At 36.9% G+C, this 17,185-nt stretch carries 20 protein-coding genes; 10 read left to right on the top strand and 10 right to left on the bottom strand.

The genetic code is table 11. The annotated features are described in order from the left end of the window. Nucleotides 1–163 precede the first annotated feature (163 nt). The 3 genes from FTT87_RS10510 (at nucleotide 164) to FTT87_RS10500 (ending at nucleotide 3,167) form a co-directional block, all read left to right on the top strand. Nucleotides 164–388 carry a hypothetical protein gene (locus FTT87_RS10510; protein ID WP_180044155.1) on the top strand — a complete coding sequence of 75 codons (225 nt, stop codon included), beginning with the start codon at nucleotides 164–166 and terminating at the stop codon, nucleotides 386–388. A 911-nt stretch (nucleotides 389–1,299) separates the two neighbouring features. Beyond that, a complete protein-coding gene (locus FTT87_RS10505; protein WP_180044153.1) occupies nucleotides 1,300–2,457 on the top strand; it encodes an MFS transporter in 1,158 nt (385 codons plus the stop codon). A gap of 230 nt (nucleotides 2,458–2,687) precedes the next feature. Beyond that, a complete protein-coding gene (locus tag FTT87_RS10500) occupies nucleotides 2,688–3,167 on the top strand; it encodes a hypothetical protein (RefSeq protein ID WP_180044151.1) in 480 nt (159 codons plus the stop codon). An 81-nt stretch (nucleotides 3,168–3,248) separates the two neighbouring features. Here the strand turns inward: FTT87_RS10500 and accC are convergent, their stop codons facing one another. The 5 genes from accC to FTT87_RS16030 all read right to left on the bottom strand — a co-directional run bounded on the left by accC (nucleotide 3,249) and on the right by FTT87_RS16030 (nucleotide 6,508). Continuing rightward, nucleotides 3,249–4,613: an acetyl-CoA carboxylase biotin carboxylase subunit gene (accC, locus tag FTT87_RS10495; RefSeq protein WP_180044149.1), complete on the bottom strand. Its 1,365-nt coding sequence runs from the start codon at nucleotides 4,611–4,613 to the stop codon at nucleotides 3,249–3,251. A 17-nt stretch (nucleotides 4,614–4,630) separates the two neighbouring features. Continuing rightward, nucleotides 4,631–5,050: an acetyl-CoA carboxylase biotin carboxyl carrier protein gene (gene accB / locus FTT87_RS10490; protein ID WP_086197358.1), complete on the bottom strand. Its 420-nt coding sequence runs from the start codon at nucleotides 5,048–5,050 to the stop codon at nucleotides 4,631–4,633. 16 nt (nucleotides 5,051–5,066) lie between these two features. Beyond that, the gene (gene aroQ, locus FTT87_RS10485; RefSeq protein ID WP_180044147.1) at nucleotides 5,067–5,522 is read right to left on the bottom strand and encodes a type II 3-dehydroquinate dehydratase; all 456 of its coding nucleotides are present in this window, start codon (nucleotides 5,520–5,522) and stop codon (nucleotides 5,067–5,069) included. 328 nt (nucleotides 5,523–5,850) lie between these two features. Continuing rightward, nucleotides 5,851–6,033 (bottom strand): hypothetical protein, encoded by a 183-nt coding sequence (locus FTT87_RS16035; protein WP_257224453.1) that lies wholly within the window; start codon nucleotides 6,031–6,033, stop codon nucleotides 5,851–5,853. A gap of 25 nt (nucleotides 6,034–6,058) precedes the next feature. Further along, nucleotides 6,059–6,508 carry a hypothetical protein gene (locus FTT87_RS16030; protein ID WP_257230578.1) on the bottom strand — a complete coding sequence of 150 codons (450 nt, stop codon included), beginning with the start codon at nucleotides 6,506–6,508 and terminating at the stop codon, nucleotides 6,059–6,061. Nucleotides 6,509–7,382: 874 nt separating this feature from the next. Between FTT87_RS16030 and FTT87_RS10475 the strand changes: the two genes are divergently transcribed. Beyond that, a complete protein-coding gene (locus FTT87_RS10475; RefSeq protein WP_166169875.1) occupies nucleotides 7,383–7,523 on the top strand; it encodes a hypothetical protein in 141 nt (46 codons plus the stop codon). A gap of 125 nt (nucleotides 7,524–7,648) precedes the next feature. On the opposite strand, the gene FTT87_RS10470 is transcribed toward FTT87_RS10475, so the two are convergent. Beyond that, on the bottom strand, nucleotides 7,649–8,269 hold the full coding sequence (locus FTT87_RS10470) for a LexA family transcriptional regulator (protein WP_180174832.1): 621 nt from the start codon (nucleotides 8,267–8,269) through the stop codon (nucleotides 7,649–7,651). Between the two features lie 127 nt (nucleotides 8,270–8,396). Between FTT87_RS10470 and FTT87_RS10465 the strand changes: the two genes are divergently transcribed. The 4 genes from FTT87_RS10465 (at nucleotide 8,397) to FTT87_RS10450 (ending at nucleotide 11,544) form a co-directional block, all read left to right on the top strand. Then, nucleotides 8,397–8,762 (top strand): hypothetical protein, encoded by a 366-nt coding sequence (locus FTT87_RS10465; RefSeq protein WP_180174831.1) that lies wholly within the window; start codon nucleotides 8,397–8,399, stop codon nucleotides 8,760–8,762. A gap of 138 nt (nucleotides 8,763–8,900) precedes the next feature. Next, nucleotides 8,901–9,158, top strand: coding sequence for a hypothetical protein (locus tag FTT87_RS10460; protein ID WP_180174830.1), 258 nt, complete (start codon nucleotides 8,901–8,903; stop codon nucleotides 9,156–9,158). 4 nt (nucleotides 9,159–9,162) lie between these two features. Continuing rightward, on the top strand, nucleotides 9,163–9,912 hold the full coding sequence (locus FTT87_RS10455) for a zeta toxin (protein WP_180174829.1): 750 nt from the start codon (nucleotides 9,163–9,165) through the stop codon (nucleotides 9,910–9,912). 861 nt (nucleotides 9,913–10,773) lie between these two features. Further along, nucleotides 10,774–11,544: an alpha/beta fold hydrolase gene (locus FTT87_RS10450; RefSeq protein WP_180174828.1), complete on the top strand. Its 771-nt coding sequence runs from the start codon at nucleotides 10,774–10,776 to the stop codon at nucleotides 11,542–11,544. A gap of 48 nt (nucleotides 11,545–11,592) precedes the next feature. Here the strand turns inward: FTT87_RS10450 and FTT87_RS10445 are convergent, their stop codons facing one another. Together FTT87_RS10445 and FTT87_RS10440 are read right to left on the bottom strand one after the other, a co-directional pair. Then, nucleotides 11,593–12,783 carry an amidase gene (locus FTT87_RS10445; protein ID WP_180174827.1) on the bottom strand — a complete coding sequence of 397 codons (1,191 nt, stop codon included), beginning with the start codon at nucleotides 12,781–12,783 and terminating at the stop codon, nucleotides 11,593–11,595. 132 nt (nucleotides 12,784–12,915) lie between these two features. Then, nucleotides 12,916–14,331, bottom strand: coding sequence for a PLP-dependent aminotransferase family protein (locus FTT87_RS10440; RefSeq protein WP_180174826.1), 1,416 nt, complete (start codon nucleotides 14,329–14,331; stop codon nucleotides 12,916–12,918). A 217-nt stretch (nucleotides 14,332–14,548) separates the two neighbouring features. On the opposite strand from FTT87_RS10440, the gene FTT87_RS10435 reads away from it, so the two are divergent. Beyond that, nucleotides 14,549–15,343: a hypothetical protein gene (locus FTT87_RS10435; protein WP_180174825.1), complete on the top strand. Its 795-nt coding sequence runs from the start codon at nucleotides 14,549–14,551 to the stop codon at nucleotides 15,341–15,343. A gap of 75 nt (nucleotides 15,344–15,418) precedes the next feature. Here the strand turns inward: FTT87_RS10435 and FTT87_RS10430 are convergent, their stop codons facing one another. Beyond that, nucleotides 15,419–15,577 carry a hypothetical protein gene (locus FTT87_RS10430; RefSeq protein WP_180042552.1) on the bottom strand — a complete coding sequence of 53 codons (159 nt, stop codon included), beginning with the start codon at nucleotides 15,575–15,577 and terminating at the stop codon, nucleotides 15,419–15,421. An 874-nt stretch (nucleotides 15,578–16,451) separates the two neighbouring features. Here FTT87_RS10430 and FTT87_RS10425 point away from each other — a divergent pair. Beyond that, nucleotides 16,452–16,715, top strand: a complete 264-nt coding sequence (locus FTT87_RS10425) for a hypothetical protein (protein WP_180082328.1) — start codon at nucleotides 16,452–16,454, stop codon at nucleotides 16,713–16,715. Between the two features lie 63 nt (nucleotides 16,716–16,778). Here the strand turns inward: FTT87_RS10425 and FTT87_RS10420 are convergent, their stop codons facing one another. After that, complete coding sequence (locus tag FTT87_RS10420) at nucleotides 16,779–17,036, bottom strand: hypothetical protein (protein WP_180174824.1); 258 nt, start codon at nucleotides 17,034–17,036, stop codon at nucleotides 16,779–16,781. Nucleotides 17,037–17,185 lie beyond the last annotated feature (149 nt).

Raw genomic sequence — 17,185 nt, 5'->3', positions numbered from 1 at the left:
AAATTTTGTTACTTTTTAAATAACCTATTTAATTCATTGATTTAGTATTTTTAATTAATATAATTATATTAATTCAATAACTTAGATTAATTTTTATATTGAGTCTAGCTTGTTTGGTGGGCATTATTGCTTCGTTACTTTATAGAAATAACGGAGTTTTAAAATGAAAGTATCAACATTTACGACAACATTTGAAGAGTTGTTAGGTTATTCATTCCGTAGGTTGAATGCACCAGAAGATGGCATTGTTAAGATAGAGGTGTGCGTATCTTCATTAGTCGGAAACGCTTTAAATAGATTTTTAGATTATTGCTCCAAGCATGAATATAAACATGGCGTTGAGGAGATCAAAGATAATTTGATTTTGCTTACTGTTTACTTGAAGTGATTGGATTGAACCAGAAACCCCTCTTGCTTTAGTAATGAGGAGGTTTTCTTTTCTTATTGGTAGTGCTTATGACAGACAAAGTACAAGCGAAACAAGACTTAGAATTTTGCAGTGCTGAGCTGTTTAAGTATCAGAGTCTAAGTTGTTCAATGTTAGGTTAGAACACGCCACGCAGCTCTGATACAGATTACGATTAATAAAATGACTATGTATAAAAGAAATCCACCAATTCCAGATGCTTGATCAAGTCTGTAATGGTAAGCAATAAAGAGCAGAAACAGAATTCCAAGGATATAAGGCATTGTGGTTCTTAATTTTTTAATAACTATTGGCAACATGATAAGTATTGAGGTGAGGAAATGCAAAAAGCCGTGTTTCCTATCAATTCCTATTCAGATGACTGAATATTTGAATGGCGGGCATGATTTCACTGTGGCGAAATTTGATATTCATTTGCTTGGGCTTCATTGGTCGCCGTAGCAAAAAAAGCGTATGGTACTGGGTCTCAATGTGAAAAGGTCATGTTTAACCAAGGTGGATGGAAGAAAGTATGCCAGGAATAGCACTACAAACTCACTTCCATACCCATACTCACCATCAAAAAAACTATCCCAAACAGTTCAGCCTAATTCTCTCTAGATTTTTTATGTCAATTGAATATTTTTTAAAACAAACAGCTCAATAAAGAAAGTCCCTATAAAATATATTTATATCCATTTTATAAATTTTTACTCTAAAATCAGTAAGGTTAGGGCTACTTAATAGGAGTCTACAAAAAATGAAAAAATATTTATTTTAATTTTTGTAGACGGATTTGTAGACTATTGAAGTGCAATTAGTGGCAAAACCATGCAATGTGATGCAACTATTAAATGTTTTAAGTTATTGAAAATACAATGGAATGCAACTAAATGCTAAGCTTGCCAATCCAGCACAAACTGTCAGGATTCTACTTCTTCTACTATTCCATCGTTGGTACGTTCATGCCTTTTTGGAATTTGTATCTGGAAGATCAAGGCTTTAATTATCAAGAGATTGGATTGTTATCTTCAATCGCAATCATTACCCGCTTTTTCGCGCCGTTCATTTGGGGATGGATTGCCGATAAATCGGGCAAAAGAATGCTATTGGTCCGTATAGCTACATGGATGGAATCCTGTATCTGGTTCATGATTTTTTTGATCCCAAATACCTTTCAGTCTGTTGCATTGCTTATGCTGATTTTTAGTTTTTTTCAGAATGCCATCTTAGCGCAGTTTGAAGGGGTCACATTGTTCTGGTTGGGGGATAAGCGCAATCAGCTGTATGGGAAAATCAGAAAATGGGGCTCGGTGGGTTTTATTGTAGGCGTTTTTGGTATTGGTGCTTTACTTGAAATTGTCGCTATTTCCATGCTCCCGCTGATGTTGCTGTGTATCGCATTTTTGGCTTTTCTTTGGTCTTTTAGCATTAAAGAACCCAGCACAGCCCCACAATCGCAACAACAATTAGAACCATTATTGCCGATATTAAAACGGCCTGTGGTGGCTGCTTTTTTTGCTATTGAATTTGTTTTGTTATTTTCCCATGCGCCATTTTATAGTTTCTATAGTAATTACTTGCATCAAGCTGGTTTTTCGACGACTGAAATTGGCCTGTTGTGGTCCGTCGGGGTGGTTGCAGAAATTATCATGTTTGCTTTTGCCCATATTTTCTTGACCCGGTTTTCGTGGCGCAGTCTTGTCAGTTGCTGTCTGGTCCTGACCGGTGTACGGTGGATTGTTGTTGGACTATTGCCTCATCTCTTGGTGGCACAGTTTTTAGCCCAAAGCATTCATGCCTTTAGTTTTGGCCTGTTTCATATGATTGCCATGCGCATTATCTTTCAAAACTTTTCCGCAGGTCAGCAAGGCCGCGGTCAGGCCATGTACAGTACCATGTGGGGCTTAGGTGTCGCTTTAGGAAGTATTCTGGCTGGAAGATATTGGCAAGTCATCTCAGGAGAGATGATTTTTGTTCTTGCCGGGTTTTCAACAGTTGTGGGTTTGCTATTTGTGCGCTGGCTACCGAAATATATTCAACATGGCTAAAAATTTTTAAAAAAAGTCAGTATTTTACATTTATGACCAAGATTGCCGCTGTGTGGTCTTTATTATACAGCTGCATCAGTACGAAAAACTACTGATTCTTTCGGCTTGATAGACCAATTTTTTGTGCAAATTCAACCTGAAATTATATTGTTGTAATATGGTGATAAATACTGGTTTTTCATAAAAATATGCTAAGTTATAACAAAGGATTTTTAGCACTGAATTGATGTATGAAAAAAACATATTTTACAATTTTACTTACATTGTGCTCATCTGTTGCGATGGCAAATGACAATCAAGCTGTAGTCGCAACAGAAGAAAATGATCGAGCTGAAAATTCGAATACCATTCGTATTGTGACTCGTCCAGAAATTGTTGGTCTATGGGGGATGCAAGTTGCCAACAATAATAAATGCATTGAATATTATAATTTTAAATCGAATAACAATGTCATTATTAAAAGTGGCCAGGAGTGGTCATCTGGAATTTATGATTTTCAACCAGCTCAAGAGGAACGTTCCTTATTATCTGCACTGGTTTTACAAGTAAAGTATGACAATAATGAAAGGGATTGTTCAGGTCTGCAAGAAGACCAGACTGGCGAGATTTCCCAATATTTCGTGCAGTGGAAAAACGCATCAACAATAAATTTCTGCAGTAATGAGAAAGCTGAACAGTGTTTTGCCACCTTGCGCCGTGTTTTGCCTTAATGATTGTTCATGATTTTATAAATATATCGTTATACAGATAAAAAAACCGCTCATAAAGAGCGGTTTTTTATCTCGGTTTATTTAAGACGCTTCTTGATAAGCTTCCAGCTTTTTCAATAAGTGTTTTTCCAGATAGTGAATATCCATCGCTTCTTTACAGAAGTTTTCATCTTCCAGAATCAAATCTCTATGTAAAGGAATGTTGGTTTTTACTCCGGTCAGGATCGTTTCTTCTAATGCCTGTTTCATACGTGCAATAGTCGTATCACGATCTTTACCATGGGCAATGAGTTTTGCAATCATTGAGTCATAATAAGGCGGAATGCTGTAGCCTGGGTAAATATGCGAATCCATACGGATACCTGCACCACCTGGAGCATAATAATTTTCAATTTTGCCCGGAGATGGTAGGAATGTGGTTGGATCTTCCGCATTGATACGGCATTCAATGGCATGACCACGTATTTCCACTTGATCTTGTTGAATCTCAAGGCCAAGTCCGCCAGCAATACGCAATTGCTGCTCAATAATATCAATACCAGTGACCATTTCGGTAACAGGGTGTTCAACCTGGACACGGGTGTTCATTTCAATGAAGAAGAACTCACCATCTTCAAACAGGAACTCGAATGTACCAGCACCACGGTATTGCATAAGCTTACATGCATTGACACAGGCTTCTAAAATTTCAGCGCGAGCTTCTTCTGGTAAACCTGGAGCAGGTGCTTCTTCCAATACTTTTTGATGGCGACGCTGTAAAGAACAGTCACGATCATACAAGTGAATGGCATGACCATTACCATCTGCCAAAACCTGAACTTCGACGTGACGCGGTTTTTGCAGGAAGCGTTCCATATAAACTGTGTCATCACCAAACCACATTTCAGCATCACGCTGTGCAGCCTGAACCGATTCAAGCAGGGTATCGACACGTTCAACAATACGCATACCACGACCACCACCACCAGAAGCAGCTTTAACGATCAGCGGGAAACCAATTTCTTTGGCTTCTGCAAGGGCATTGTGAATAGTCACTGCATGATCACAGCCTGGTACTGTTGGTACACCGGCTTTCTTCATGGCAATAATGGCAGAAACCTTGTTACCCATCAGACGGATGTGTTCCGGACGTGGACCAATAAAGATAAAGCCAGAATTTTCAACAATTTCTGCAAATTCGGCATTTTCAGACAAGAAACCATAACCTGGGTGAATGGCATCTGCACCGGTAATTTCAGCAGCCGTAATAATTGCCGGGATGTTTAAATAGCTTTCGCTACTTGCACCCGGACCAATACATACCGCTTCATCACAAAAGCGTAAATGCATCAGGTCTTTATCGGCATCGGAATAAATACCTACGGTTTTAATTCCTAAAGTTCTGCAAGCTCGGGTGATGCGTAAAGCAATTTCACCCCGGTTTGCAATTAAAACTTTTTGCAACATTGTGAATCCCCGTGGTCTTAGGCGCGATAGCGGAACAATGGTTGACCGAATTGAATCACTTCGCCATTTTTCACCAGAATTTCTTCAATCACGCCACTTTGAGTTGCTTCAATCGGGTTCATGATTTTCATGGCTTCAATAATACCCAGTGTTTCACCTGCAGAAACGGTTTGGCCCACTTTCACGAATGGTGCTTCACCCGGGTTTGGTGCTGCATAGAACACACCAACCATAGGCGATGTTTCAACTGCACCGCGTGGTGTTTTTGCAGCAGGTGCTGCAGCTGCAGTAGCTACAGGCATTGCAGGAACAGCTGCTGCTACCACAGGATTGCGACGGGTGAGGGCGATGGATTGGTCACCCTCTTTAACTTCGATCGCTTGTAAGTCAGATTCAATCATCAGGTCGATGAGTTTCTTGATTTTACGGATATCCATGAGACAGTATTCCTAATTATGATTGCTTAGAAGGTTGAATTTTATCGATGGCGAATTCCAGTGCAGCGCTATAACCTTTTGCACCTAAACCACAAATCACGCCAACGGCTTTATCGGATAAATATGAATGATGTCGGAATGCTTCACGTGCGTGTACATTAGACAAGTGAACTTCAATAAACGGAATGGCAACACCAAGAAGCGCATCACGTACTGCAACAGACGTATGCGTCAACGCCGCAGGATTGATAATGATGAATTGAACGCCTTCTTTTTGTGCCTGATGAATTCGGTCGACAATTGCACCTTCCCAATTGCTTTGAAAAGTATTTAGGGAAACAGATGCATTTTGAGCTTGAGCGATGAGCTTTTGATTTATATCGTCTAGGGTAAGGTGTCCATAAACTTCAGGTTCACGCATACCGAGTAAATTTAGATTCGGTCCATGAATAACCAAAATGGTTGAGCCCATTCAGCTTGCTCCAATTATAAGTTTGCAAATATACCTTGCAAGATGTCAGCAAAGTTTGCGTATTATGGCAAATAATTCCGTATTTCTATTATAATTTGTTTAAATTGATACGGAAGCTATGTGTCAAAACTGAGCTATATAATGAGAACTTTGCAGGGAATTGGCAATGTTAAAAAATGACATTTTTTATAATTATTACTCGTTCTTATATTGTAAGCTAAATTGACCAAAACAGTTCATTTATTTTGTGTAACAGTCACGGTAGAGTCATGAATAGGCAGCAGTTCCCTCCACCAGATGGTATCGCGTGGGGAGCGGTGTTGCTGTTTCATCTACCAGAGACCGAATTGGCAGAATGATAAACCACCTGTATACAATCCGATCCATAGCATTGTTGCATTTTCAACAAGGTGTTCATTAAATTATCCCGTTGTTGAATCAAGGCTAAAGGTTGCCCTAAGCCATGAATATAGTGCTGTTTAACAGATAATGCACTAAAAATGACTTCCACATTTCCACTTTCAAATATTTATAATTTATTTAAATAAAACATCTATTTGCTTTAATGATATACCATTTAAAGCCAGCAAGTCATCGCTTGTATATTCAAGACTTAGCGCATAATACAGCCTATTTTTATAGGATGGGCCAGATACCTTTTCATAGCGTGAACTATGGACACAGCTATACAATTGCTGCCGGTTTAAGTGTTTATGAGCACGGCTGACATGAAAAATCACTACATGTTTGATAATTGATTTTTTGGTCAATACTGTAGCAAAACTGCATGATGAAAGAATGCTTTTTGCTGGTGTTACAGGATCATTGAATGTAGTACATGATTGACCTTTTAATTCAGGAATTGTCCGTGCAATCATCACCGAAAATTGTTTGCCGAGATGATATTTATTGGCAAAAGTTAAGTCATAGCAACTATAAATTTTATAGTCTTGAAACTGTTTGCCGTTTTTACGACCAATACCCAAATTTCGATGACCAGTATTTCTACGAGCAGGCTTTCATAACTGCATAAGTCTAAATGTGGTAAATAGCATAGAGACTTAAAACAAAGACTTATTTTGACAAAATAACTGGCCTGTTTGGCTTGGGTCTTAGTAATGCCACTCTTATGCAGCATAGTAAACCCAGTGATTGCTCAATGAGCTGGATTAAGACTCGACAATATTTTTCTAGAATTATTCTAGATCAAAATATTTTGCATAACTGCTGTGCTGGATAAAACAATTATCAATTTAAGGGGGAGTTTAGGTTCTAAATCATCAGATGGAAATGCTGTTCCAGAATCCCAAAAAGTGCCGTGACATATCTGTGTATAAAGCGTAGTTACTGAAAGATACTTTGACTCCTAACAGGCCAAGTCTATTGTTCAATTTTATAAAAATATAAGTACATTATTGGAAAGTATATATAACCACAGGTTGGCCATTTAAATGAGGATTAAATCTCCGTTCACAGCTTACATAGCAGTTAATATCAATTAAGGCAAAGAGTTGGTTAGCCATTTTTCTTATTTTGAAATTGTAACGTTTTCAAGGTGAGGAAAATAAAATCGTTTATAAATTTCAATTTTTAAAAATTCGAATAATCAAGAGATCATTCGATAAAGAGCTTGAGCAGCATGTAAGGTTCAGTGTAATTAGCGTTAATAGCGTAAAGATGAGATTCAGTGATAGACTAAAAATCAGTAAATTAATATTTTGATCATTACAATGAATTAAGTCGAAACAGTTTGCAGGTTGGTTAATCAGAAATATCCGCTAGATTAATAAGAGTCGTAATTACATACGGCATATCCCTAGTAATCAGGGCTAGTAATCAATCGAAAGGATGAATATGAAAATGGCTAATCAACAACAATCGAATCCGCAAAGCGAAAATCAAAAGCATCAACAGCAACAGCAGCAACAAGACAATCAACGTCAGCAAAACCAAGGCAATCAACGCCAACAGCAGCAAAAAAACCCTCAACAGCAAAAATAATCCTAAAACTTGCTTAGGATTTACCATAAGCCTCAAGTTTACTTGGGGCTTTTATCTATCTTATCTGCGTATGTTAAAAGTAAAATTTTGATCAGTGCCGGCTATATATCAACTCATTAAATTTATTAGCGCAATTTTTTTAAAATACAGGTCACTACACCCCAGATCGTCAACTGTTCTTCACTGCGCAAATAAATATCCGGATATTCTGGGTTTTCTGCTTTTAACCAGATTTTCACTTCTCTATTTTTCTGTTTTTCTATCATTAATCGTTTAACGGTAAACTCATTATTAATTAAAGCCAAAACAATATCGCCATGTTCTGCGTTCAAGCTACGGTCAACTAAAATCTGGTCATCAATGTCTATACCAGCATTCTTCATTGACAACGAATTTATCCGTAATACAAAGGTACTGGAGGCGTTGTGTACGAGATATTGATTTAAGTCGATAACGTCTTCAGCGTAATCCTGACTCAGAGAGGAAAAACCTGCCTCAACCGATTCCATAGGATAAGGAATATCGAGTTGGGTCTGAATCTGTATTGAATGCAGTTCAATCTTCTGACTACGGTCATCTGCGGGTTTGGGTTTTAACCAGGACTTAATTTCAGATACTTTAGACTCTGGTACGCGCATCACCACAGTTTTTTCCTGATACTGGGTTTTGCGGCCAGCATTTTTGCGTTTGCCGCCGTGACCATATTGAGGGCTTATTGTAGATTCTGTCGCATTTTGTGGTTTCATTTACATTTTTTTTGATTTTGTAACTTTTTCAAGTTTAACAAAAAATCCTGCAAATAAAAAGTTTAGCCATGCTAAATCGTTCTAAGTTAAACTGTCGTTATTCGGTTTTATATGCCAGAGAAATGCAATGTCAAAAAAATCCCCACAACTTTCACCCTTAGAAGAACTGATTGCAGAACAAAAGTTATTGTGTGAAGAATTTGATTCTGCCTATATCCAGGTCAGTGGTGATGATGTTGTCGCCGTTGCAGTTCAAACTTTAAATAAAGAACCCATTGTCGGGATTCGTAAAAAGCCTGAAACAGATGAAAACATTGGCTGGTTTATTTACGGTGGCGAGCTGGAAGAAGGAGAAGACTTTTTCCAGACCATGACAGTTCGAGAGTTACAGGATATTTTACCTGAAGTGCTGCCATACTTGGCTTTGGCTGAGGGTTTCCGCTTTATGATTGATCGTGAAGATTATGAAGATGTGTGGAAGGAAGACCAATAATGCATGAGCCACGGAATTTGTGGCTTTAATTAACTTCACTGCAAAGCGTTACATTTCTATGTTGGTGTATTTATAGACAATTATTGCGGCTATGTTAATATAATAAGCAAATACACCTTGTGTAACGGGAGTTGTTCCATGACAGCTTATACCATCATGAAAGCAGGCAAATATGAGGATGAGATGATTCCTAAACTTGCCATACATGCTTTCCGTCATGCCTTTAACAAAGCATGTACGGTAGCAACGGTCGTGTATGCAAAAGAACAGCAACTGTTACAACGCGAAGTAAATGGACAGGAAACCGTGATTGCGGACTTGCATCAGGCATATACAAATGTGAATGATCTTCCTAAAGTTTTAAAACGCAAGAGAAAACAAGAGGCAGCTGTATAACTTAATGCCTCAACCAAGAATAAGGATGTTTGCCGGTCCGAATGGGTCTGGAAAGAGCACAGTCAAGGAATATTTATTGCCCCATCATATTGGGGCTTATTTAAATGCCGATGAACTGGAACAGAATCTTCGCTTGAGTCAACGCCTGGATTTAAAGACCTATCATCCCGCATTAACGGCCCAAGCTTTGATTGCTTTCCTTAAGCAGAAAAAACGCCCTCAATCTGGGCAACTCATTCCTTTACTGCAACAAGAGCCTGGTGTAGTTGATGAATCGAATATCCAGTTTCATGAATCCGAAATCGATTCTTATCTTTGTGCACGGATTATTGACTATATCCGCCTGGAATTTTTGCGCTTAAAAATCAGTTTTACCTTTGAAACGGTAATGTCGCATATCTCTAAGGTTGAGTTTTTACAACAAGCTCAGCGGCAGGGTTTTAAAACCTATTTATATTATGTTTCTACGGTTGACCCACGAATTAATATTGCGCGGGTGAAATACCGGGTGAGTGTGGGTGGACATCCTGTTCCAGAGCAAAAGATTGTGGAGCGTTATTACCGCAGTATGGATTTGCTTATGCAGGCGATTGATGCCAGTGATCGTACCTATTTGTTTGATAACTCTTCTAACGGTGAAAAAGCGGCTTTTATTGCTGAAATTGAATCGGCCGAAACATTGAAAATGAATCCGGAAGTTCAACAGTTACCGTGGTGGTTTGCAGAAAAAGTACTTAGAGAGTTTAGCGAATAATTCTTTATTTCAAGATCTGTGAGATTAGAAAACGGAAAAAATCAAACTAGATTTAACACCTAGTAGATATCATCTACGTCGCGAAAGAAAGAGAATAACTTATTGAACAAGCATCATATGAGTTTTTTCTCATTTGAAGTATCCATACACTAATATTTAAATCATTGGCATTATGGTTTTAGGGAGTTATTTGTGGTGACCTGACTGACAATTCGCCGTCCACATCGACTATATTTATTAAAATAGCCTAAGCAATAATAACTTCTTCAAGTTTATTTTCATACCAATCCTTCTGTGATTCTCCTAAAAGGGCAGTGCAGTTACTTAACTCAATTCCATTCAAAAATGTTATGCGTTGGATAATCAAATTCAGGTTTTTCTTTATCATATTGTCATGATTATTAACCCGAAGATAGAAAAGAAGATCACTATATAAGAAATATTCTCCTGAATGAAACTACAACAAAAGTAGATTTTGTTGAAATGCGTAACCGCCGTGATGCAACATTATCTATGCCTAAACTGATTTTACCTGCAATTCAGGTCAATATCGATGGAGGATAGTTCCTGGAAGCTGAGGTCAATGGTGGCATCTACTATTTAAATTCCTCTGAATTATTTTTAATAATTAAATCTAAAGTAAAAACAGGCTAAAAATAGGATATTGAGCCTAATTCTTTCATCTTAAGAACTCCCAGTTTTATACTCTTTTAAATATCTCTCAAAACAGAACAATTCACCAAATTTTGCCTATACCCACATAAATAGCCTAAGCAAAAAAATATTTTAAAAAATTAACAATTGATTAAATACCTAATTTACTCAAAAATAATTTCATCTAAAAAGTAATGAAAGCACTCCATGATTTTAAATCACCAAATACATATTAATGAAACTGCTACAGCAAAAAATACGCTGATATTTATTCATGGCCTTTTTGGCAGTTTAAGTAATCTAGGTATGCTGGCACGTGCATACTATGAATCTCATTCAGTCATTCAAATAGACATCCGTAATCATGGCCATTCAGCACATGCAACAGAAATGAATTATGCTGTCATGGCAGCAGATATTCTGGAAACATTAGATAGTTTAAATATTCAAAAATTCTCTGCTATTGGTCATTCCATGGGGGGGAAAATTGCCATGCAATTGGCAAATCAGGCAGGGCAGAGATTAGAACAATTGGTGGTTTTGGATATGGCACCATTTGCATACCAGGAAAGCCATCATAAACAAATTTTTAAAGCTTTGTTTGCAGTCAAAAATGCACAGATTGAAAGTCGGCAGCAGGCGACCCAGATTATGCGTGAATATTTAAATGAAGAAATGGTGATCCAGTTTTTAATGAAGTCTTTTAATAAAGGCCAATGGTTATTTAATGTCGATGCTTTATTTAATCATTACTCAGAAATCCTGGATTGGAAGATGATCCAGCCTTGGCAAAAAGAGGCACTGTTTATTCGTGGTGGTAAATCTGCCTATATTAGTAAGGATGAACATTTCAGTGCCATCAAACAGCAATTTCCGCATGCTAAAATTCAGGTTATTGATGATGCTGGACATTGGCTGCATGCTGAAAAAACGCAATCAGTTCTGGATGAAATGAATCGATATCTAAACTTAGTTTAGATATCGAATAGGTTCCCTGTTATTCAACAGCTTCATTGATAGAATCGGCTAACAGTTGATCTTCATTTGTGGCATCGTATGCGCTAATACTGGAGAAAGCAGAACGTCATACTGGTTAAAAATGTCTTGATACTGTTGTTGCATTCTTTTTAAACGATACAAAAATAGCGGCGTTTTGTAAAAATTCTTCTTATAGAGTCCGGCAAGTCCTACCGTTAAATTATCCAGCTGTTTGGCATTAAATCCAGCACCAAAAGCCTTTTTGCCAAAAGTTTGCAGCATAAAGGATAAAAAACCCCAATATTCACTAAAATCATCAACAAAGCTAATCGAGATAGGTAACAGAAACTCTTCAACATGATGACCCAAATCTACAAGTAATTTCGCAGTCTGGTTGAGGGTGGATGATGTTTCCTGATCAATTTGGCCTGTGATGGATTGAGTAACCAGACCAATGCGTAAACGGCGCTGGATCGGCTGTTCGATTAGGCCTATTTTAGGCAGTTTTTTATTATAAAATCTTTGTTCCATACCCGCATAAAAATAAGCTGTATCCCGGACACTACGAGTGACTACACCTTCACTAATGATATTGATGGGTAAAGAACGTGCTGCATCACTATCAAAAGTACGACCGCGACTGGGTTTGAGACCAATCAGACCACAGCAGGCAGCGGGAATGCGAATTGAACCGCCACCATCATTGGCATGGGCAATAGGCACGACACCTGAGGCAACCATTGCAGCAGAACCACCGGAAGATGCCCCGCAAGAATAGTCAGTATGCCATGGATTGAAAGTCGCACTGCCATCTTTAAACTCAGTGGTAGCGTTTAAACCGAATTCTGGCATGGTCGTTTTGCCTAATACGACAAAGCCCTGGTCTAAAAATTGTTGACTGATCTTGGGGTTAATTAATACAGTCTTGCCATTTACTGCTTTAGAACCATGACTGGTTGCAAGGCCCTGATAATCGGTATTGTCTTTAAAAAAGAAGGGCACACCTGCAAAAATTCCTGTTTGTTTGAAACGTGGTTTTGCTAAAGCACGCTCAAAACATTCAAGCTGAATTGCATTGAGATGCGGATTAACGCGTTGTGCACGTGCAATTGCCGCTGCGGTGACTTCCTGTACAGAAGCCTGTTTATCACGAATTAATTGTGCGATACCCACGGCATCCAGATCACTCATGACATCATTATCAAATGCATGAATACGTTTAGAGTTTTGCGATTCCATATTCTTATAGCCCCGTATTTCCCTATATTTTTGTTTTTCATTTGGTCTGATATGGATCAGCATAAGTGCACGCTACTGATCATTGAATCATTTTACAGCATAGCAAGACTATATTCGCTGTAAAAATTTAAACTAATCATCCACGATCATGCTTTGCAGCGTAGAAATAACCTTGTCCAATGAATGTTGAATTGAATCAGACCATGCAAATGAACAATTAATTCTTAAATAATGCTGTTTTTGTGCGGTGATGTTAAAAAGTTGACCAGGTGCAATGCCAATTTTCTGCTGGATGAGAGTTTCATAAATGCACATGCTATCTACATTTTTAGGCAGTTTAAGCCATAAAAAATAACCACTTGGATGATATTCAACTTTACATCTGGTTGGTAAATTCAACTCTAAATATCTATAAAATAACAATTTATTATGCTGTAAATTTTTACGTAAATTGCGCAGATGTTTTTCATAATGAAAATTGGATAAAAATTCCACTAAAGCGCTTTGCAGTAAGGAATTGACTGAAATCGTGCTCATTAATTGCAGGTGCTGAATATGCTGTGAGTATTTCCCGGCATGTACCCAACCCACCCGAAACGTCGCCCCTAGGGTTTTCGAAAAAGAAGAGCAGTGCAGGACTAAATTATTTTGATCATAATAGGTCATGGGTAACGGCTTTTTATGGCCAAAATACATTTCCTCATACACATCATCTTCAATCATATGAACTTGATTTTGATGTAATAATTTTGAAATTTGAAACTTTATATCCTCTGAAACGGTAAAACCTACCGGATTATGGCTATTTAGCATGAACCAGCAGAGTTTGACCGGATAGGTTTTTAAGATATGTTCAAAAGCTTCCAGGTCAAATCCATGTTTAGGATGTTCAGGAATAGTGACCACTTTTAGGCCTAATCGTTCAGCCGCTTGCCAGGCACCATAAAAAATATTTTGCTGCAGGATAATATAGTCACCAGGTTTGGCAATCGCTTGTAAGGCCAGGTTTAGTGCATCCAAAGCACCCGATGTAATGACAATGTCATCTGGATCAGTGGGTATGCCTTGCATACAATAGCGTTGGGCAATCAGTTTGCGTAATGAAAAATTTCCTGGGGGTAAACTATCAATAGCATCATAACTTTTTTTATTACGCGCGATTTGTCCCATAATTTGCGTTAGTTTTTTGGAATAGACCAAATCACTGTCTGGAAATGCCGAACCAAATGGAACGATGTGTTCGCCTTGAATGGATTTGAGATATTTAAAAATTAATGAATTAATCTCAATATTGGAATTGAGAGAAACAATTAAAGGTGCATTGTGTTCATGGTCTGCATATGTATTTGCAATGTAGTAGCCAGATTTTTCTTTCGCATAAATTAAACCTCTAGATTCAAGCTCTTGATAAGCATTCATCACGGTAATCAGGCTAAAACCGGAAAGCTGCACTTGTTCACGTAAAGAAGGGAGTTTTTCATGGGCTTTCAGTGAGCCACTTTCTATCAATTGTCTTAATTGATGAGCAAGCTGTTCTGACTTATACATATTAAAAGATGACTGATGAAAAGTGACTGTATATAAATATAGCGATATTTAATTAATACTAAAGTATTTTTATAACAGATTTTTTAAAAAATACTGATCTGTTATAAATTTTATAATTGATGTTGTATCTATTAAGTTTAAAAGAATTTGCGATACTGGCGAACACTTCATGCAAACGTGTGATGAAGGTAGATAAAATGTTGAAATGGAGTGACAAATGTTTGAAATATCGCAACTTAATTTGATCCATCAGTTGCTGTCAGGATACGAAATTTCTCCGCAGGTTAAAAGATTGCTTAAGCAAAAATATTTGAATGTTGAAGCCACAGTATTGAGAGCAAAAAAGCTCAGAGAGATAGAGAAAGCAGGGCAGATTGTGATCCTGCAAGATCCTATTACAGAGCATATTGAAGATTTAGCCTATTTATTCTCACCATTTATATTGTCGAATCTGAATCAGAAGGTGATTTATCATACAGTTAAAAATGAACAAAGTTTGAGCATTTTATCGCGCTATTATCAGGCGAACCAGAGCAACCTTAGCTTTAATTTTGATGAATTATTGGATAGTCTGGGGCTATCTATACAATTAAATGATGAAGAAATGAGCCCGAAAGATTCATTTTATTTAAATTTAATCAATGCTTTATGTAATTCAAAAGTATCTAGAATAATTTGTATTACGCGTTTAGATATCAATCTGGAGCTGATTAATCTAATCGCTCATTTTCTGCATGTACAGATTCAAATCATCACACTGGAAAATCAAACTGAATACATAGATATAAATAAAATCAATATGTTACAGCTATTATTTAAGAACAAAAATGATGAATATATACAACTTTGTACAAAGCTTTCTAAAATAAATGGTAAATTACTGAAAATATTAGATTTATATAGTCTTGATCAAGCACAATTACTGGTAGATGATATGTTTTATTCCGAGCATATTTTTGAAAAGCTTTCAGTCTATGGTGAATATATGCAAACTAAAATTCAATATCATTAAACTAAAAAAGCAGCATTTTTGATGAAAATATGCTGCTTGATCGTAGCTGTAGTTATGGTTGTGATTATGTAGCAATTAGGGAAGATATGAATTATCGGCGCCAACTACGAATGCGACACCGATACAGAATAACAAAGCATAAATTCCAAACCAAATAATGGCTCGCTTGAACGCTTTATCTGAAATTTCACTGTCAGCGTATTTTTGCTGTTTTTTTGGCTCTTGATCGTTCATCAGCTATCTCAATTTGGCTATCTGTCAGGTTAATTATTGACGATGTAACAGAGCATCTATAGATACAAAAAAGTGAAATATTTATATAACAGTTATAGATACCTGGATATCAAACCGTCTGCTTCGATAATCGTAAAGGTGCGTATTCTAAAAGCGGACATTTTTACTTTGGAGAAACCGGACATTTCTATTTTGGGCTTACAAAATTAATTTCGTATAATGTATATTATGTTAAATAAGATATCCGAGATTGCGCCCTACATAACTCAGCCGTTGGCGCAACTTCACTGGAGAGATTCACCAACATATTAATCTCTCCAGTGAAGTATCTTAATGAACATAATATACGTTATGCCGAAATCCGTGAGCCAAATTTATCCTGTAGACATAACTGCTATAACAAAGTAAGAAATGCTAAACATAAGAATAGAAATTTATGACTACAAAGCACATCAAGAATTGCTTCTTTCATTGATCTCTCCAGTAATCAGTTTCATAAAATGCTGTTAAAAAAAACCAAATAGCAAAACGACTAAATACAGTAAGAAATCCCTCATACTTGACGGATATTTTAATAAAAAAACTATTTTGATTCATTTTTAGTCAATCGTAACCCGCATGTTATAAGATGCTATAATCTTCCAATCGTATGATCTAACCTAATAAAAAGCACCTTTAATTGATCTATTTCGATGGAATAATCTTCATTAGATAACTGCATGTTTTTTTAAATGTTTTTCTAAGCATTGGCGAATAAAAATATAATCTTCTTTAAGTAAAACACCCTTATTTCGATTATAGCTGACTGTTCTATATAGATGTCTATTAATCATTCAGTGTAAAATCCGATTTTTATCACATACTTAGTTTTAAAATGCCAGAAAATCTATTTAATAAAAACAGATATATTTCAAACACAAATCTACTTTATAAAATTGCCAAAGATGCTTTGCTTGAAAAACATGTCATTAAACGAGGAAATCAAATTTTAGTATATGAAATCAGCAGCTTAAAACAACGAGGTAAATTCATTAAAAGCCTAGAAATAAATAAATTACCTATCACATTAAAATCAAAGCAATCAATCAAATATGCAAAAGTACCTAAACGCTCAGAAATCATTAAAGATTTTATTTAATCAGTTCGGGCGGAACACGCCCTCTGCTATGCCCTATTAGATTCATTCTCCCGGACTTTGTAATCAGAGAGAAGACGCTTCAGTATTTTGATTTTCCGGTTCACTCGTAGACACTCGTTCTGTAGATTTTTCACTAGAATTTGAATGGCTTGATGATGAATTATTCTGAGCAAAATAATTAAATGGTCTATAACCATCTAACCACCTTCTACAATCCTTTTCAGATACTGAAAGCATGTAATTGCCCTGCTGATCTACAGCAAAAGGTTTTGAAGGATCATAAACATACTTCTTCACTTGACCAGTAGAAGAAACAGACAAGCCACCTTTTGAAATATCTGAGCCGTACCGGGTTTGTCGGAGACTTTTTATTTAAGTTAGGCCACCTGACCTAACGGGTTAATCTTATCATAGTACATTGCTTCAAACTCAAAAGGCGATACATAACCGAGTGCACTATGTACACGCTT

It is taken from the genome of Acinetobacter sp. YH01022, assembly GCF_013420235.1.
Classification (GTDB): domain Bacteria; phylum Pseudomonadota; class Gammaproteobacteria; order Pseudomonadales; family Moraxellaceae; genus Acinetobacter.
Note: the sequence above shows the minus strand (reverse complement) of the source record. Positions and strands in the feature narration are given on the sequence as shown.

Bases quoted from the DNA above. Each gene is read 5' to 3' on its own strand.
- FTT87_RS10510 (WP_180044155.1), top strand. From the start codon at position 164: ATGAAAGTATCAACATTTACGACAACATTTGAAGAGTTGTTAGGTTAT.
- FTT87_RS10505 (WP_180044153.1), top strand. From the start codon at position 1,300: ATGCTAAGCTTGCCAATCCAGCACAAACTGTCAGGATTCTACTTCTTC.
- FTT87_RS10500 (WP_180044151.1), top strand. From the start codon at position 2,688: ATGAAAAAAACATATTTTACAATTTTACTTACATTGTGCTCATCTGTT.
- accC (WP_180044149.1), bottom strand. From the start codon at position 4,613: ATGTTGCAAAAAGTTTTAATTGCAAACCGGGGTGAAATTGCTTTACGC.
- accB (WP_086197358.1), bottom strand. From the start codon at position 5,050: ATGGATATCCGTAAAATCAAGAAACTCATCGACCTGATGATTGAATCT.
- aroQ (WP_180044147.1), bottom strand. From the start codon at position 5,522: ATGGGCTCAACCATTTTGGTTATTCATGGACCGAATCTAAATTTACTC.
- FTT87_RS10475 (WP_166169875.1), top strand. From the start codon at position 7,383: ATGGCTAATCAACAACAATCGAATCCGCAAAGCGAAAATCAAAAGCAT.
- FTT87_RS10470 (WP_180174832.1), bottom strand. From the start codon at position 8,269: ATGAAACCACAAAATGCGACAGAATCTACAATAAGCCCTCAATATGGT.
- FTT87_RS10465 (WP_180174831.1), top strand. From the start codon at position 8,397: ATGTCAAAAAAATCCCCACAACTTTCACCCTTAGAAGAACTGATTGCA.
- FTT87_RS10460 (WP_180174830.1), top strand. From the start codon at position 8,901: ATGACAGCTTATACCATCATGAAAGCAGGCAAATATGAGGATGAGATG.
- FTT87_RS10455 (WP_180174829.1), top strand. From the start codon at position 9,163: ATGCCTCAACCAAGAATAAGGATGTTTGCCGGTCCGAATGGGTCTGGA.
- FTT87_RS10450 (WP_180174828.1), top strand. From the start codon at position 10,774: ATGATTTTAAATCACCAAATACATATTAATGAAACTGCTACAGCAAAA.
- FTT87_RS10445 (WP_180174827.1), bottom strand. From the start codon at position 12,783: ATGGAATCGCAAAACTCTAAACGTATTCATGCATTTGATAATGATGTC.
- FTT87_RS10440 (WP_180174826.1), bottom strand. From the start codon at position 14,331: ATGTATAAGTCAGAACAGCTTGCTCATCAATTAAGACAATTGATAGAA.
- FTT87_RS10435 (WP_180174825.1), top strand. From the start codon at position 14,549: ATGTTTGAAATATCGCAACTTAATTTGATCCATCAGTTGCTGTCAGGA.
- FTT87_RS10430 (WP_180042552.1), bottom strand. From the start codon at position 15,577: ATGAACGATCAAGAGCCAAAAAAACAGCAAAAATACGCTGACAGTGAA.
- FTT87_RS10425 (WP_180082328.1), top strand. From the start codon at position 16,452: ATGCCAGAAAATCTATTTAATAAAAACAGATATATTTCAAACACAAAT.